The 17,057-nt window shown below is 54.8% G+C and carries 16 protein-coding genes; all 16 read left to right on the top strand.

Annotated elements, in window-relative coordinates:
- The coding region (locus RT018_RS09145) for an aldose epimerase family protein (protein ID WP_312941242.1) at nt 1-975 on the top strand (975 nt) is incomplete at its 5' end.
- A gap of 222 nt (nt 976-1,197) precedes the next feature.
- Nucleotides 1,198-1,686: a sigma-70 family RNA polymerase sigma factor gene (locus RT018_RS09150; protein ID WP_312941245.1), complete on the top strand. Its 489-nt coding sequence runs from the start codon at nt 1,198-1,200 to the stop codon at nt 1,684-1,686.
- On the top strand, nt 1,679-2,734 hold the full coding sequence (locus tag RT018_RS09155; RefSeq protein ID WP_312941248.1) for a hypothetical protein: 1,056 nt from the start codon (nt 1,679-1,681) through the stop codon (nt 2,732-2,734). Before RT018_RS09150 ends, RT018_RS09155 begins: the two co-directional genes overlap by 8 nt.
- Before the next feature lie 166 nt (nt 2,735-2,900).
- On the top strand, nt 2,901-3,716 hold the full coding sequence (locus RT018_RS09160; protein ID WP_312941250.1) for a hypothetical protein: 816 nt from the start codon (nt 2,901-2,903) through the stop codon (nt 3,714-3,716).
- 184 nt (nt 3,717-3,900) lie between these two features.
- A complete protein-coding gene (gene sufC / locus RT018_RS09165; protein ID WP_312941251.1) occupies nt 3,901-4,665 on the top strand; it encodes a Fe-S cluster assembly ATPase SufC in 765 nt (254 codons plus the stop codon).
- Entirely contained in the window at nt 4,652-6,070 is a 1,419-nt protein-coding gene (sufB, locus tag RT018_RS09170) for a Fe-S cluster assembly protein SufB (protein WP_312941252.1), read from the top strand. The genes sufC and sufB overlap by 14 nt, the downstream gene beginning before the upstream one ends.
- Nucleotides 6,071-6,086: 16 nt before the next feature.
- Nucleotides 6,087-7,163: a SufD family Fe-S cluster assembly protein gene (locus RT018_RS09175; protein ID WP_312941253.1), complete on the top strand. Its 1,077-nt coding sequence runs from the start codon at nt 6,087-6,089 to the stop codon at nt 7,161-7,163.
- Nucleotides 7,160-8,380 (top strand): cysteine desulfurase, encoded by a 1,221-nt coding sequence (locus tag RT018_RS09180; RefSeq protein WP_312941255.1) that lies wholly within the window; start codon nt 7,160-7,162, stop codon nt 8,378-8,380. The genes RT018_RS09175 and RT018_RS09180 overlap by 4 nt, the downstream gene beginning before the upstream one ends.
- Nucleotides 8,370-8,819, top strand: coding sequence for a Fe-S cluster assembly sulfur transfer protein SufU (gene sufU / locus RT018_RS09185; RefSeq protein ID WP_312941258.1), 450 nt, complete (start codon nt 8,370-8,372; stop codon nt 8,817-8,819). The genes RT018_RS09180 and sufU overlap by 11 nt, the downstream gene beginning before the upstream one ends.
- A gap of 261 nt (nt 8,820-9,080) precedes the next feature.
- Complete coding sequence (locus RT018_RS09190) at nt 9,081-9,782, top strand: polyphosphate polymerase domain-containing protein (RefSeq protein WP_312941260.1); 702 nt, start codon at nt 9,081-9,083, stop codon at nt 9,780-9,782.
- A gap of 51 nt (nt 9,783-9,833) precedes the next feature.
- Nucleotides 9,834-10,514: a DUF4956 domain-containing protein gene (locus RT018_RS09195; RefSeq protein WP_312941263.1), complete on the top strand. Its 681-nt coding sequence runs from the start codon at nt 9,834-9,836 to the stop codon at nt 10,512-10,514.
- 8 nt (nt 10,515-10,522) lie between these two features.
- On the top strand, nt 10,523-12,100 hold the full coding sequence (locus tag RT018_RS09200; protein ID WP_312941266.1) for a CotH kinase family protein: 1,578 nt from the start codon (nt 10,523-10,525) through the stop codon (nt 12,098-12,100).
- 10 nt (nt 12,101-12,110) lie between these two features.
- Nucleotides 12,111-13,508, top strand: coding sequence for an MBOAT family O-acyltransferase (locus tag RT018_RS09205; protein WP_312941269.1), 1,398 nt, complete (start codon nt 12,111-12,113; stop codon nt 13,506-13,508).
- 48 nt (nt 13,509-13,556) lie between these two features.
- Nucleotides 13,557-14,783: an alginate O-acetyltransferase AlgX-related protein gene (locus tag RT018_RS09210; RefSeq protein ID WP_312941272.1), complete on the top strand. Its 1,227-nt coding sequence runs from the start codon at nt 13,557-13,559 to the stop codon at nt 14,781-14,783.
- A 116-nt stretch (nt 14,784-14,899) separates the two neighbouring features.
- The gene (locus RT018_RS09215; RefSeq protein WP_312941275.1) at nt 14,900-15,772 is read left to right on the top strand and encodes an MBL fold metallo-hydrolase; all 873 of its coding nucleotides are present in this window, start codon (nt 14,900-14,902) and stop codon (nt 15,770-15,772) included.
- Nucleotides 15,759-17,057 (top strand): cellulose synthase catalytic subunit (locus RT018_RS09220; RefSeq protein WP_312941278.1); only part of this gene is annotated, 1,299 nt, incomplete at its 3' end. The genes RT018_RS09215 and RT018_RS09220, both read left to right, overlap by 14 nt.

Here is a 17,057-nt window from a genome sequence, read left to right on the forward strand (position 1 = left end):
TGCGGGGCACTGTCCTGTGACATTTTAACCTACGGCGGTGCATTGCGCTCTCTTCGAGTGCCGGACCGCAGCGGGTCTATTGTAGATGTGATTCTGGGCTTTGACACGCTAGAGGACTATCGCAGGCAGGACAAATACATCGGTGCGCTCATCGGCCGGTTTGCCAACCGCATCGGCGGCGCGGCCTTTGAGCTGGACGGAACGAACTATCCGCTGTTTGCCAACGACGGAGAGAATCATCTCCACGGCGGCATGACGGGTTTTGATAAGCAAGTCTGGACTGTGGAGAAAGCTTCTTCCGACACGCTGGTCCTCTCCCTGATCAGCCCGGACGGGCAGGAAAATTACCCTGGAAATCTTTCCGTTCAGGTGACCTACCGCTTAGAGCACAGCGGTTTAACCATTGAATACCGGGCGGAATGCGACCGGGATACGCTTTGCAATCTGACCAACCACGCTTATTTTAATCTCAATGGACACGACAGCGGACCGGTGCTCAGTCAGGAAATCCAGATTTCAGCCTCTCGCTATACCCCCACTGATCCGCATTCCATTCCCACGGGAGAGCTTGCCTCGGTGGAGCATACCCCGATGGATTTAAGAAGCCCTATGCCAATCGGCACATTGGTGGACGACTCCTTTGCACAGCTTGCCTTTGCGAAGGGGTACGACCACAACTGGGCTGTGGACGGAGAACCAGGCTCCCTGCGCCCCGCTGCCACAGCTTACGGGCCAGGAACGGGCATCGTTTTGGAGGTGCTGACCACCCAACCCGGGATTCAGTTCTACTCCGGAAACTATCTGGATGGCTGTCCGGCGGGGAAGGGGGGCGCCTCCTATGCAAAACGCTGGGCCTTCTGTCTGGAAACCCAGGGCTATCCAGATGCGCCTCACCATCCCGGTTTTCCCAGCGCTGTGCTGCACAAAGGCAAACGATACCACCAGACTACGCAGTACCGCTTTTCGGTGCGCTGAGGGCAATGCCCGGGGAAATCACTTCATTTAAAAGCCGCCATTCCACACCGTGGAGTGGCGGCTTTTGCTGTTTGAAAATCACGTCAGTATCTCTGAGGACTTTTAAGATGCTATAATCAGTAGTGCAGCTCAGGAATCTGATTGCAAACCAAATGTTTTTATCACGGCGTGTAGCATTTTGGCCAGTACATAGGTGTTACTGTTGAAAGGAGGAGGTTAGATATGAAACCACAATCGTTATGTGGGGATGATTGCGTTGAAGAAGTGATCAGGGTTTATAGCAATATGGTGTACCGCCTTGCCTTTGCAAGGACAGGGACCACCTACGATGCGGATGAACTATTTCAGGAAGTCTTCCTACGCTATATAAAAAAGCAGCCGGTCTTTGAAAATGAGGACCACAGAAAAGCATGGTTTATCAAAGTGACGGTCAACTGCTCCAAAAAGCTGTGGGGCTCCGCATGGAAAAAGAAGACAGTTCCCTTGGCGGAATCCCTGCCATTTGAGACAAAGGAAGACATAGACCTCTATGACGAATTACAGCAGTTGCCCCCCAAATATCGAGAGGTGATTCATTTGTTTTACTATGAAGATCTGTCTACCGAAGAAATTGCCCAGGTATTAAACCGGAAACATTACACCGTAAGGACGCAGCTTACCCGCGCAAGGGCGCTACTAAAAATCCTTTTAAAGGAGGAGTACGATGTTTAAGGAAAGATACAGTCATATGAATGCGCAGATTCAACCGAATGCCGAATTGCTGCAAGTTGTTTTAAACGCGGCACATGTCCAAAAGCATACGAAAAACAGAAAAAATGTGTGTCTGAAAAGGTCCGCTATGGCGTTAGCAGCCCTATGCATTTGCCTGACGCTTGCAATGCCGGTGCTTGCTGCGACGGTCGACCCGATCTATCGGTTGATGTACATGGTGTCTCCTAGTACAGCCCAATTTTTTATGCCCATACAAACATCAAGCGAAGACAACGGCGTCAAGATGGAGGTGGTTTCCGCATATATTCATGATGAGACAGCGGAAATATATGTCACCATGCGGGATCTGACCGGAGATCGCATTGATGGAACCACCGACCTGTTTGACAGCTATTCCATCAATCGGTCCTTTGACAGCTCTGCCCATTGCGAATTGGCAGGGTATGAAGAAGATACCAAAACAGCGATGTTTCTAATTACAATAGACGAGTGGGGCAGCCAAAATATCGCCGGTGATAAGATTACGTTTTCTGTACGGGAATTTTTAAGCCATAAAAATAAATATGAGGGTGTAGAAATCCCGATTGGGCTTTCCGGTATTCCTGCCGTCGAGCAAACGCAAACGGTATCGCCCAACGGGGGCGGCGGCAAGGACTATCAAAGCTATTTAGATTTTGAGAAGAATCCTATTGCCCTAATTCCTTCTGACCCGATGGAAGCGTTCCCTATTGACGGGATAGACCTAACGGGAATTGCCTATATTGACGGAAAGCTGCATATTCAAACTGCCGTGAAAGACCCGCTGGACAATGATCATCATGGCGCATTTTATTTACAAAGCAAAACCGGCACTCAAGTTGACTGCAATTTCAGTTTTTCTTTTTCCAACCAATATGAGCAGCCCGGGCGCATTGATTATCATGAATACGTCTTCGACATTCCCCAGGAGGAGCTTGCAGAATATTCGCTGTACGGAAATTTCGTAACTTCAGGAATGAAAACAGAGGGGCAATGGCGGGTTACGTTTCCGTTGGAAAACGCAAAATAGCGACGATTTTTGAAAGGGTTAATTGCTTTGGTGAGCGGGGGCGGCAATCACAGTGACCCGGAGAAGTGGATTGACATATAATAAGCTACGACAGGCAATAAATACCGCCGTCCGCAATTTTTCGGGGTGACTCGCGCTGACGCATTGCGGTGGAATGAGGTTTTAAATGGAGATTGCTCAATCGAAAGTATTAATAGGGTCGCCGATCTGTCAAAAGCCAAATATTCTGCACGAATTTTTAGAGTCGTTGGACAGGGCGGATAAGGATGGTCTGCATATCGAGTATATGTTTGTGGACGACAATACGTACGAAGCTTCAAAGGCACTATTGAAGGATTTCGGGCGTCGAAACGACAATGTGAAGACGATTCCGGGAAAACAGCTAAACATGTATCAATGCACCGAGGTTTCTCATTACTGGAATGACGAACTTATGAACACGGTGGGGGAATATAAGGACAGGATCATTGAATATGCAATTGAAAATGAGTTTGACTATATTTTCCTGATTGATTCCGACCTTTTGATAAATAAGCAGTTGATAAAGCATCTGCTTACCTGCGGCAAGGATATCGTCAGCGAGATATTTTGGACAAAATGGACGCCGCAATCCGTGCCGCTGCCCAATGTGTGGCTATACGACCAGTACACCCTTGTGCCTTCTCAGCAGACCGAGAACCTCAACGACAGTGAAAAGGCGCTCAGAAGGTTGACATTTTTAAGCGGGCTGCAAATTCCGGGTCTGTATAAAGTGGGAGGTCTGGGTGCCTGCACACTGATCTCGCGCGCTGCCCTCTTAAAAGGCGTGCGGTTTAGGCAAATTGAAAACCTGCGCATCCTCAAAGGGGAGGACAGGTTTTTTTGCGTCCGGGCCGCGGCGCTTGGGTTTGAACTGTTTGTCGACACCCACTACCCCGCATATCACATTTACAGAGAATCGGATTTAGAAGGCGTAACCAAATATATCGCGAAAAACGAATGACCAAAGTGCCCTTACAGGACTCAAATGTCCTGTAAGGGCACTCTGTTCTTTTGTTAACTTTTTGAATTTCGTCGAATTTTTGAAGCATACAGGTTGCATTTCATAGTAAATTGGTATAGTATAAAGAAAAGCCAGTATTCCCAATAATTTGACCGCCCAACAGGCGGTAAGGAGGTCGAAATAGATGAACAGACCGTTGCTTGAATTGCAGGATCTGAGTGTGTCCGTGGAGGATAAGATGATTTTGGACGGCGTCAATCTGACGATTCGTCCGGGTGAGCTTCACGTGCTGATGGGCCCCAACGGAACGGGAAAATCCACGTTGGTTTCCGCAGTGATGGGGGATCCACGCTATGAGGTCCGACGGGGCCGCATTCTTCTGGAGGGCCGTGACATAACGGAGGAAAAGGCGGACGCCCGTGCGCGGGCGGGCGCGTTTCTCTCCTTCCAGGCACCGGAGGAGATTCCCGGCGTTACATTGGAAAACTTTTTGCGCACCGCTCGGGGCGCGGTGGACGGAAAACCGCCCAAGGTTTTGCTGTTTCGCAAGGAGCTGCGCCAGCAGATGGCCGCGCTGGACATGAATGCGTCCTACGCCGACCGGTACTTGAACGTGGGCTTTTCCGGCGGAGAGAAAAAGAAAGCGGAGATTTTGCAGATGCTGATGCTTCACCCCAAGCTTGCCATGCTGGATGAAACCGATTCCGGTCTGGACGTGGACGCGGTGCGTACCGTGACGCAGGGAATCAGGGCCTTCCGCTCGAAACAAAACGCTCTGCTGATTATCACTCACAGCGCCAAAATTCTGGAGGGACTGGACATTGACGCGGTTCACATTTTGGAGGGCGGACGAATTGCCCGCACGGGAGGGGCCGAGCTGGTTTCCGAAATTACGGCGGGAGGCTTTGGCGAGCTGAAAAAGGAGGCGGGGGTTCATGAGCCGCTTTGATCAGGAAAAGACTCGCGTGGAAGCGATGGACCGCAGCGTCTATGACATTAAGGACCGGGTGGACCCCTCCTTTGAAGTGGATTCCGGCCTGACATCCGCAATCGTGCAGAAAATTTCGGAGGAAAAGCACGACCCCGAGTGGATGCGGCTTTTCCGCCTAAAGGCGCTGCGGACATATAATGAACTGTCTCTTCCCGCATGGGGTCCTCCTCTGGACGAGCTGGACATGGAGCATATTGTCACCTATGTCCGGCCCAAAACCGCCATGCAGGGCAAGTGGGCTGACGTGCCCGAGGATATCAAAAACACCTTTGAGCGCCTTGGTATTCCTAAGGCAGAGCGCAAGTCCCTTGCGGGAGTGGGCGCGCAGTATGATTCCGAGGTGGTTTATCACAATGTCCGGGCGGAGGTTGCTGCGCAGGGTGTGGTCTATACCGACATGGAAAGCGCCCTCACCGGGCCCTATGCCGAACTGGTCCGCAAGCACTTCATGCGGCTGGTTCCGCCCACCGACCATAAATTTGCTGCGCTGCATGGGGCGGTCTGGTCCGGCGGCTCCTTCGTCTATGTGCCGCCCGGTGTGTCGGTGGAGATTCCGCTGCAGTCTTACTTCCGGCTCAATGCGCCGGGAGCGGGCCAGTTCGAGCATACCCTCATCATCGTGGGCGAGGGGGCCTATCTGCACTTTATTGAAGGGTGCTCCGCCCCCAAATACAGCGTGGCAAACCTCCATGCCGGATGCGTGGAGCTGTATGTGGGTAAGAATGCCCGGATGCGGTATTCCACCATTGAAAATTGGTCCAAAAATATGTACAACCTAAATACCAAGCGGGCGCTGGTGGAGGAGGGAGGTACCGTGGAGTGGGTGTCCGGCTCCTTTGGTTCGCATACGTCCTATCTATACCCCATGAGCGTCCTGAAGGGCGAACGCTCCCGGATGGAGTTCACCGGCATTACTTTTGCCGGAGCGGATCAAAACTTAGACACCGGCGTGAAGGTGCTTCACGCCGCACCCAATACTACTTCTCACATCACCACCAAGTCCATTTCCCGGGACGGGGGGATTTCCACCTTCCGCAGCGCCGTCACCGTGACCCCGGAGGCCGAGGGGAGCAAGTCCTCCGTCTCCTGCGAGTCGCTGATGTTGGACAGCCATTCTCGTTCCGACACAGTGCCAGTGATGGATATTCGCTGCGATCAGGTGGATGTGGGACACGAGGCCAAAATCGGCCGCATCAGCGAAGAGGCCATTTTTTACCTGATGAGCCGGGGGCTTGCCGAGGAGGACGCCCGCGCTCTGATCGTGGGCGGCTTTGCCGAGCCCATTGCCAAGGAGCTGCCCTTGGAATACGCGGTGGAGATGAACAATCTCATCCATCTTGAAATGAAAGGCAGCATCGGCTGAAAGGAGGAACCGAAACATGAACAGTGCAATCAACCGTCTGCCGGTTCCAACGTGGAGCTGGACCGGCGTGAATCAGGCGGAGGACAGCGCGGCGCTGCCGGAGTTGGACGCCCGCAAGAGTTTGCCCCTGCCCTATAACGGGGAATTGCCGGAGGGTGTGGAGCTGCTTTCCGCTTTGCCGGAGACGGTCGCGTCCATTCCAAGCGGTATGGGCGAGACGGTGGACCGATTTGTTCTGGACCACGCGGATACCGTTTGCTATCTGCGGGCACAGAACGGCAAAACCGCCGCGCCTCTGGTGCTGACCCGGACGCTGAGTCCTGAACAAAGCGCTGCTGTCACCCACTGGGGTGTTTCCGCCGAAGAGGGAAGCGCCCTCACCGTGGTGCAGGTGCTTCGGGGAGGAGCGGACCACGGCGCGGCGGCGGATTTGACCCAGATTGACGCACAGCCCGGCGCAGTGGTGCGTTTCATTCAGATTCAACTGCTGGAAACCGACAGCCGAAGCTGGAGCGCCGTGGGTGCGCGAGTCGCCAAGGGTGCACGGGTGGAAGTGATCCGAGCCGTGCTGGGCGGCGGAGTGGCCGCCTGCGGAACACGGATTCAACTGGAGGGCCAGGCCGCGGAATACAGTCTGGATACCGCCTATTTTGGAGACGGAGAACAGTCGCTTGACTTTAATGATCTCGTGATTCACACCGGCAAGGAAACCCACAGCGAGTTATGCACCGCCGGAGTGCTGGGGGGCCGGAGCCGAAAAATCCTGCGGGGTACCATTGATTTTCGTCAGGGGGCTGTTCGCGCCGTGGGACATGAGAACGAAACAGTGCTGCTGCTCAGCCCCACCGCCCGCAACCGCACTGCGCCGCTGATTTTGTGCGGCGAAGAACTGGTGGAGGGGCAGCACGCCGCCACCGTGGGCCGGTTTGAAGAGCAGCAGCTTTATTACCTTTGCTCCCGGGGCCTTTCCCTCGCGCAGGCTAAGCATCTGATGGTGGAGGCGCGCTTTGCCCCGGTGCTGGATCAAATTCCGGACGAGGCGCTGCGCGCGGAAATTCTTGACAACATTGGAAGGAGACTGGGTCAACTATGAACGAACTGCAAAAACAGTTTCCCATCTTAACCGTGCCGGAAAACGGAAAGCGCCTGATTTATCTCGACAACGCCGCCACCACCCAAAAGCCGCTGTCTGTATTGAAGGCGGTGGAGGATTACTACCGTCAGGACAACGCCAACCCCCATCGGGGCGTGTACGAGTTGGGTGTTCGCGCCACAGACGCCCATGAAAATGCCCGGGCGGGAGTGGCTCGCTTCCTTCACGCCGCGCCGGAAGAGGTTATCTTCACGCAGAATACCACAGAAAGCCTGAATCTGGTGGCGTACAGCTATGGCTTGGAATTTTTGAAGGCGGGGGATGAAATCGCCCTTTCCGTGGCGGAGCATCACAGCAACGTGGTTCCGTGGCAGCGGGTGGCCAAGGCCACCGGCGCAAAGCTGGTGTATTTCTATCCCGGCCCCGATGGCCGACTGAGCGAGGAAGAGATGGACCGGAAAATTACAGACCGCACCCGCCTTGTGGCGATTGCGCAGGTTTCAAATGTTCTGGGGCTGGAAGTCCCGGTGAGCTCCATTGTCCGCAGAGCTCGCGCCGTGGGCGCGGTGGTGGTGCTGGACTGCGCCCAGAGCGCGCCCCATCTTCCGGTGGATGTGAAGGCGCTGGACGTGGACTTTGCCGCCTTTTCGGGGCATAAGCTCTACGCCCCCATGGGTGTCGGTGCGCTGTATGGGAAAAAGGAGCTGCTGGAAAAAATGCCGCCCTTTCTCAGCGGCGGCGATATGATTGCTTCGGTACACGAGCAAAGCGTTACGTACGCCGAAATTCCCCGCTGCTTTGAGGCGGGAACCCGCAATGTGGGCGGCGAGGTGGGCCTGGAAGCTGCCATCCGGTTTCTGGACACTCTTGGCTGGGAACAGATTCAAGCCCATGAAAAGGCCCTGACGGCCCGGGTGCTGAGGGGCCTGACCGCGATTCCTCACGTAACGGTATACGGCGATCCTGTCCCAGAGAGACGATGCGGCGTGATTTCTTTCAATGTGGATGGCGTTCATCCCCATGATACCGCCACGATTCTGGATGCGGACGGCATTGCGGTCCGGGCTGGACATCACTGTGCCCAGCCGCTGATGGAGTTTCTGGGCATCGCCGCCTGCGCCCGGGCCAGCTTCGCTGTGTACAACACGGAAGAAGACGTGGACACCTTTTTAAACAGTGTGGAAAACGTCAGGAGGTGGATGGGCCTTGGAACTTAACGCCCTGTACAATCAAATTATTGTGGAAAACAGCCGCGCACCCCAAAACCGCCGCAAGGTGGAGAATGCAACCATCGCTTTAGAGGGCGTGAACCCAAGCTGCGGGGACGACATTGTTTTAGAGCTGCGGGTAAAAGAGGGCGTGATTGAAGACGCTGGCTTTACGGGAGATGGCTGCGCAATTTCGCAGGCTTCCGCTTCGCTGATGATTGATCTGGTCAGGGGCCGGACGGTGGAGGACGCGCGCGAGCTGCTGCATCTCTTCTTCGGCATGATTAAGGGGGAGGTGGCGGACGAAGCCCGGCTGGAAGAGCTGGAGGACGCCGTGGCCTTACAGGGGATTTCCCGTATGCCCGCCCGGGTGAAATGCGCGGTGCTGGCATGGCATACGCTGGAAGAGGCGCTGGATGGGAAGCAGCCGGAAAAGCTCCGTCTGTAATGCATCCGAACTCCGGTTACAATTCCCGCATCCCCGCATCCTTCCGCACGTGCTGCTATCAGGCGGCTGGTCTTTTGACCGGCCGCCTCTTTTTCTGGAAAAGTTTGCGTTAACCGTGCAGGTAATACTTTCTAGATTGAAAAGTGTGGTTGTTTCTTTAGGGAAAATACTTTATAATGGAAAAAAGAAGACAGGCTGTTTCTCTCCTTGGCGGAAGGAACTTTACCTGAGCCGGATCTCGAAGAGGGGAGAGATGCAACCGTGAGTGAGACGCTGGATGTGCGCAGGCGCGAATTAAAATACCGGATTTCTTTGGCGGAATCCCTGCGGGCGCAGCAACTGTTTTCTCAGGTTCTGCCCGGCGACGCAAACAACGGGTCTGATGGGTACGCCGTGCGTTCACTGTATTTCGACACTCTGCGCAACTGCGATTATGAGGAGAAAGAGGACGGGCTGGAGCACCGGAAAAAAGTGCGCCTGCGAGTTTATTCGCCCACTGCCACCGTGGCTAAGCTGGAACTGAAGGAAAAGGACGGCGTGTGGCAGCGAAAGCAGTCCCTTATGTTACCCCGGGAAGCGGCAGAGCGGCTGATTCGGGGCGATTGCAGCCCGCTTGCCGCTCTGGATCAGCCGCTGGCACAGCAGCTTTACCGCCTAATGGTTGAGGAACTGTACCGACCTGTTTGCACTGTGGAATACCGGCGCTATGCCTTTGTGGTGCCATCAAACGACATTCGGATTACCTTCGACCGGTATTTGATGGCCGGGGAGGGAATCCCGGCCCTATTTGATGAGAAAGATTTTCTCTACCCTGTGGGTGCTCCGGACGACGTGACCATGGAAGTGAAATTCAACCGCTTTCTATTTAGTTACATTCGGGATTTGCTGGAGAGTGTGGGAAAGCTTCCGGTGTCATACAGTAAATACGTGATGTCCCGTCAGATTAGCCACACAGCTGGATAAGCGCTCCGAGGGCGAAGACGCCCTTAAATGATAGGAAAAGGATACGATGCTATGAAAGAAGAACTTTTGGCCTTGTTGGCGGCAAACACTGGTGCGCTGACCTTGCAGGATATTTTGTTGAATTTTTTGATTGCGGGCCTTTTGGGCGTAGTGATTTACCTTTCCTACCGCGTGTCCCACACCGCGACGGTATACAGTGCGAAGTTTAACGTGTCGCTGATTATGCTCGCCCTGATTACCACATTGGTGATGAACGTCATCGGCAACAACATTGCTCTGTCTTTGGGGATGGTGGGTGCGCTGTCCATTGTGCGCTTCCGCACTGCCATCAAGGACCCGCGGGACACCGCGTATATCTTCTGGGCAGTGGCTGTGGGCATTTGCTGTGGGGTACAGGAGTATCTGATTTCCGCCATCGGCTCGGGCGTGATCTTCTTGTTCATGCTCCTGTTCGGCGCGTTGAAGAGCAACGACCGGTATCTCCTGGTGCTGCGGGGCGACAGAGCCGCGGAGGAGGAGCTGGAAAAGGCCGTGGGGCAGATTTTCGGTGGAAAGGCCCGCTTCCGGGTCAAAAATACCGCCCGGGACACGTTGGAGTACATATACGAGCTTTCCGAAAAACAGGTCCGGCAAGCGGACCAGAAATTTGGCTCTTTGACGCTGCAGCTTGGCAAACTGGAAGGGATGACGGCGGTCAATCTGGTTAGCCAGAACGACGAGATTAACCGCTAGGCCGTGCCATGAGAAATGAGCGAAAAACCGCCATCGTGGGAATCGCGCTGCTGCTGGCGGCGGTGGTGGGCCTGAGCCTGCTGGGCACGCTGGCAAAGCGGCAGACGCAGGGAGAGGCCTATGACCTGCCCTTGACCCCGATACCTCTTGTGGAAGATGCGATGCAGGGGATTTCTTTGGAAGATTGGGCAGTGGACAAGCAATTTTCCTCCAGATTGCCGCTGGTGATTCTGGACACGGGGAATGAGCGTCCGCCCATCAGCATGAAGCAGGAAAAGGATGGCACCTTCAGCCCCATTGCGGGTGTGGAACCTTACCGGGCAGGGACCCTGCGTGTCATCGACACCGGAGACGTAAACACGCTGTATGACAAGGCGTCATATGTCAGCGACATGCGCCTTAAGCGTCGGGGAAACAGCTCCATGCTTTATGAAAAGGCCCAGTATCTGGTGAAACTGGTGACGGAGTCCGGGCAGGACAACGAGCTGGATTTAATGGGTATGGGCGCAGAATCCGAATGGGTGCTGAACGGCTCTATGGCGGACAAAAGCATGATGCGCAACTATCTCTCATACCGTATGGCCGCCGCATTTATGCCTTACACACCGGATTCCCGCTATTGCGAGGTACTCTATTATGAAAATGGGCAGTACCATTATGAGGGCGTATATCTGCTGATTGAAAGCGTCAAACAGGGACCGGAGCGGGTGGATATTTCCGATGCCAAAAGCACGGATAAATTTCCATCCTATATCGTGCGGCGGGACCGGGCGGCAGAGGATGAAATTATTCTGGACACTTGGGCGACGGCAGGCCCCTCCAAAGAGGCCCGGTTGGGCCTGATCTATCCCACGCAGAAAAACGCAACACCGGAGGCAATCGAGTATGTCACGGAGGATCTGAGCCGCATAGAGAAGGTGCTATATTCCGATGACCCCGAGGTTTTTGCCACCTATTCCCGCTATATCGATGTGGATTCGTTTGTAGATTATTTTCTGTTTAACGAATTTTTCGGAAGCTACGATGCGGGTAAAAACTCCACGTATATGTACAAGGAAGTGGGCGGAAAGCTGCACATGGGCCCGGTGTGGGATTTGGACGGCGCACTGGACAATTATATCGCGGAGCCGCTGGAATGGGGGGTAACTGCCTTCCAGACGCAGCCGTGGTTTGACCGCTTGACCATGGACGACGATTTCCTTGACAGACTGGAGCGGCGATATGCCCAGCTGCGCAGGGGGCCGTTGTCGGATGATACGCTGTATGAAACGGTGGACGGCATTGTGAACTATCTTGGCCCCGCTGTGGACCGGGAGTGGACCCGCTGGGGGCATATCTACACCACGTTCAACCGACGCAGCATGCAAAACGACGGCAAACTTGTGCGCAATACCTCCGAGTTTCGTCAGGAAATCTACCGCATCAAAACCAGCATCTCCCGGCATGGAGAGGCCATCGGCCCGTATCTGAGCGTGCTTGAAAATTCCGCCAAGATAAACACCGATGCTTCCCTTTACACGCCTTTGGCCCTGCTACTGGCAATGCTGGTGTTTGCCGTTTCCGCGTATTACGCATCCCGCAAATAGGAGGCTGTTCATGGAGACTTCCAGTCTGGCATTTTTGGCATACGGACTGCCGGCCTGTATCGTACTGTATTATCTGTGCTGGTTTTCCCGCCCTTTGCAAAACGGCGTGCTGCTGCTGGCAAGCCTTGTGTTTTATGCCTTTGGGCAGACGGTCTACCTGCCGGTGCTGGCCATCTGGATTTTGTGGATCTGGGCGCTGGGCCTGTGGATTGGCCAGCGCAAAGCGCGCAGTCACAGCGGCTTCGGCGTGACGGGACTGGCTGTGGTCACAAATCTTCTGCTGCTGGTGTTTTTCCGGCTGGCAGGTCCGGTGCTGGCGCTTGTGTATCCCTCTGGGGAAGGAGCATCCTTTGCGTTACCCACCGCACTTCCGTTGGGGCTGGCCTTTTTTACGCTTCAGTCAATGGGCTATTGTCTGGACGTGTATCGGGGAGATATTCCGGCGGAGCGGAATCCTTTCTATGTGGGACTGCATCTTGCCTTTTTCCCAAAGTTGGCTGGGGGACCTCTGGTGGACTTTGCCGATTTTCGGCGGCAACTTACCCACCGGACCCACAGCGTGGAGCAAATCAGCCGTGGCCTATGCCGCTTTGTGCTGGGCCTCTCGAAAAAGATTCTACTTGCAGGCCAACTGGCCTATCTGGTGGACTATGTGTTTAATCAGACCAGCATGGACAACACCGTGGTGCAGGTGCCGGTGCTGCTGGTTTGGCTTGGGCTGCTGGCGCTGTGCCTTCAGTTTTATTATGAACTGTCCGGCTATGCGGATATGGCCATTGGGCTGGGTCTGGTGTTCGGCTTTACCCTGCCAGAGCAAGTCCGTGCCCCTTTTCAGGCGGACAGTCTGACGGATTTTTGGCGGCGCTGGGAAATTACGGCTTTGGGCTGGTTTCGCAAGTATCTGTACGGTTCCATGCCCCGGCAGGAAAATCAAGACATTGTGATTCGCAGCCTTGCGCTGGTGTGGCTTTGCTTCGGTCTGTGGCACGGGTTTGATTGGACGTTTCTGATCTGGGGCGTGTGGAACTTCGGGGTGCTTCTTTCGGAGCATTCCTTCCGCCTTGTGGTGCGGCTGCCGGATGGGGTACTTCGCCGGGTATACACCCTTCTGATGGTGGCGGTGGGTTTTATCCTGCTGAAAAGCCCCACGCTTTATCATGCGGGGCAGTTTTTCATTGATTTGCTGGGCCTTGGAAACAACGCCTTCTCCAGCAGCTTTTTCTACGCGGCTCTGCGGGAGTATTGGGCACCCCTGTTTTTTGGTGTGCTGTTTGCAACGCCCTTTGCCGCGCGGCTTTCCGCGTTTCTTGAGCGACGGGGCCGAGTGTGGCGGTCCGTGGCGGCGATTGGTTATTCGGTAGGTCTTGTCGCACTGCTGGTGCTTTGCCTGGCGTTTCTCGTCCGGTGAGCCGCCGCGCGGTTCGCATGCTTAACTGTCACGGTGTAAGGAGGCAGCATGAAACAATCAGGCAAAACGGAACTATATCGGCGGGTGGCAGGTATACTGCTGCTGCCCATTCTGCTGGCCACCGGGGGCTTTGCCCTGCATGCCGGGGGAGATGACGCGGTGGGGACCGCCTTAGAATTTGACCTGTGGGAAAACCGGCTGAATCCGGGCGGGCTGCAAAGCAGCGTGGAAAAAAGCCTTCGGGCCGACCTCCCCAAGCAGATGGCAAACCGCGTCTATTCCGCCGCGTTGGTGGCCCAGGGCAGACGGACCAGCGGCGATTTTTACATTCTCAAAGACAACGAGGGATTTTTGCATAGGTCCAATCTCTATCAGGCCGCCGACCCCGATGTGATGGAATATGCCCAGCGGCTTGAAAGGCTGAGTGCCGCCGCTGAAAAGACAGGCGCGTCAGTGTTGTTCGTGGGTGCTTCGGGAAATCTGACACCGGGCGACAACCAATTTCCCGCCGGCTATACGCCCGATTATGCAAGTCTTCGCAATCTGGATGAGTTGTTCATTGATTTAATGGCCGTTGGGGTTGACACACTGGATTTGCGCGAGAACTTTCGGAAAGCGCCGCTGGCCTATGACGCGTATTATTATCGGACAGATGTTAAATGGACGGCGCGGGCCGCCCAATTTGCCGCCGGAAGTATTGCTCAGCGGATGGAGGATCTGCTTGGACGCGTCTTTGATCCCGGCGGGCGGGCGGCCGACCCCGCCCGCTATGATGAGACATTGTACCCCGACTTACTTCTTGGAAACGAGGGCCGCGCCTCTGGTGTGTATTGGAGCAAGACGGACGATTTCGTAACGCTCAGCCCGTCCTTTTCCACGGATTTGACGGTGAAGCTGACGGATGAGAACGATCATGCAACACGTCGGCGAGGGACCTTTGACCAGACCATTTTGGATTTCACGGCCGTGGACGAACTGGCGGGCGAGCCCGGGAATCTGTTCTCCATCTATTACGGAAAGCGTACGGCCCAGGTGGAAATTGTAAATCACAAGTTGCCGGCAGGGGCACGGGTGCTTCTGGTGTGCGACGAGAATTTCTTTTCCACCGCCGCGTATCTGGCGTTGATGTGCGCGCGGGTGGATGCGGTGGAAATCAGCGCAAATTCCTCCCAGCAGGTGGAGCGGATGGTTTCCGGCGGCGGTTATGACTGCGTTGTGGTGGCCTGCCAAAGCCAGAGCATCGGCGCTGCGATGTTTCCGTTTTTTGAGGAGTAGCTTCAGGCACTATGCAATTTCGGGAGTTAATAAAATGGATTGATCGACGTGCCTGCGTAGTTCCGCTTTAAAATCATGCGATATTTTTGTGAACCGCAGAGGAGAGGGGGATTTGGATGACGGCCATTAAAAAAGTAAGCGTTTCACTGCGGCTGCTGCTGTTTCTGGCCGTGCTGGCCGGGGCGTTTGGGCTGGTATGGCAAGCCAACGCCGCCCCCGCCGAGGATGGCTCGGCGGAGATATTCTTTCTCTCCACCCAACACGAAGCCAACTGCACGCTGATCCGTCAGGGAGACGTTGTGATTCTGGTGGATACAGGGGAGGCTGTGGACGGACCTGCCATCGTGGAATTTCTGCGGGGGAAGGACGTTTCCCACATTGACTATCTGATTCTAACCCATCCGGATCAGGACCACATTGGCGGCGCACCTGCCGTGCTGACGGAATTCTCCGTGGGCACGGTGATTCAGCCCTACTATTCCAAGGAGAACGACAAGGCCGAGGCGCTGGAAAAGACGTTTTCAGAGCTTGGCATCAACCCACTCTATCCCTCGCGGCCCCGCAGTTTTACCTGCGGCAGTCTGCGGATGACCGTCTATCCGCCGCTGGAGCGGCAGTATCGCAAGGACAACAACTATTCTTTGGGGGTGCTGGTGCGCCACGGGGAAATCAACATGCTGTTTCCCGGAGACGCGGAGGAAAAACGTCTGGGAGAACTGCTGCGCGTCCACTGGCCAAAGGTGCAGCTTTATGAGGTAGCCCACCACGGCAGGGCCAGCCCCTCGTCGGGGGCACTGATCGAGCTGCTAAAGCCCCAGTATGCTGTGAGCGCTTCGGAAGGCAGTGACAGCGCCATTCGGGAGGCCTGCAATCAGGTGGGAGCGGAGCTGCTCTACACCATGGACGGAACCCTTCATTTTTCCAGCGACGGGACGGCGTTAACCCGCCTGTATCCCGTGGATAAGGAGCAGCAATATGCCAATACTTGAACGGGAGGCCGAGAATCGCCAGGCCAATCCCCCAAAAGCCGCCAACGCCTTTTCCAGAGGAGGAGACGCCAGCGCGCTGCGTAACCGGCTCTGGATGTTTCTCACAGTGATTCTGAATACCGTCTATCTCTATTGGCGCATACGGTACACTCTGCCGCTGGAATACGGTACAATTTCCATTATTGCGGGCGTTTCGTTGCTGGCGGTGGAGGTGCTGGGCGCGCTGGAGTCGCTGGTGCATTACTTTAATATGCACCGCATTGAAAATCATCCGGTGCCTGTTGTGCCGCCGGAGCTGTTTCCCGAAGTGGACATTTTTATTGCCACCTATTCCGAGCCGGAGGAGCTGCTGTATAAGACGGTCAACGGCTGTAAATATATGGAGTATCCAGACCCGGAGAAGGTGCATATATATCTGTGCGACGACGGCAACCGTTCGGAGATCCGCAGACTGGCTCGGGAGATGAAAGTTCGTTACATCGGGCGCAGCGAAAACACGGGAGCCAAGGCCGGAAACTTGAATAACGCGCTGGCTCGGACGAAATCGTCCCTGATCGTCACACTGGATGCGGACATGATTCCTCAAAGAAAGTTTCTGATGCATTGCGTCCCCTATTTTGTGGACGCGGAGCTTAAAAACAAAACACGATCCGAAAAGGATAAAATCCGCATGGGCTTTGTCCAGACGCCCCAGAGCTTTTACAATCCGGACCTGTTCCAGTTCTTTCTCTACTCCGAGAACAGAATCCCCAATGAACAGGACTATTTTTATAAGGATATTCAGGTGTCTCGCAACCGTTCCAACAGCGTGATTTACGGAGGCTCTAATACGGTGCTCAGTCGCGCCGCCATCGAGGACATCGGCGGGTTTTATCAGGGCGCCATCACCGAGGATTTTGCCACGGGCATCTTGCTGCAAAAGAAAAAGTACATTTGCTATGCCATCAACGAAGTGCTGGCCAGCGGCCTTTCCCCAACGGACCTGCCCAGCCTGATTCAACAGCGAATCCGCTGGGCTCGTGGCTGCATCCAAACCGGGCGCAAGCTTCATATTCTTTTCACGCCCAAATTGACCATGGGCCAGAAGGCGAATTATTGGGCCTCCATCTGGTATTGGTTTGGTCCTGTTAAGCGCTTTATTTACATCATGTCGCCTATTTTGTTTGCTGTGTTCGGCTTTATGGTCATCAAGTGCACGCTGCCCGAGGTACTGATTTTCTGGCTGCCCATGTATCTTTCCAGCAATGTGACACTGCGGATGTTCAGTCAGGGCATCCGCTCCACC

The organism is Oscillibacter sp., assembly GCF_032060045.1.
Classification (GTDB): Bacteria; Bacillota; Clostridia; order Oscillospirales; family Oscillospiraceae; genus Oscillibacter.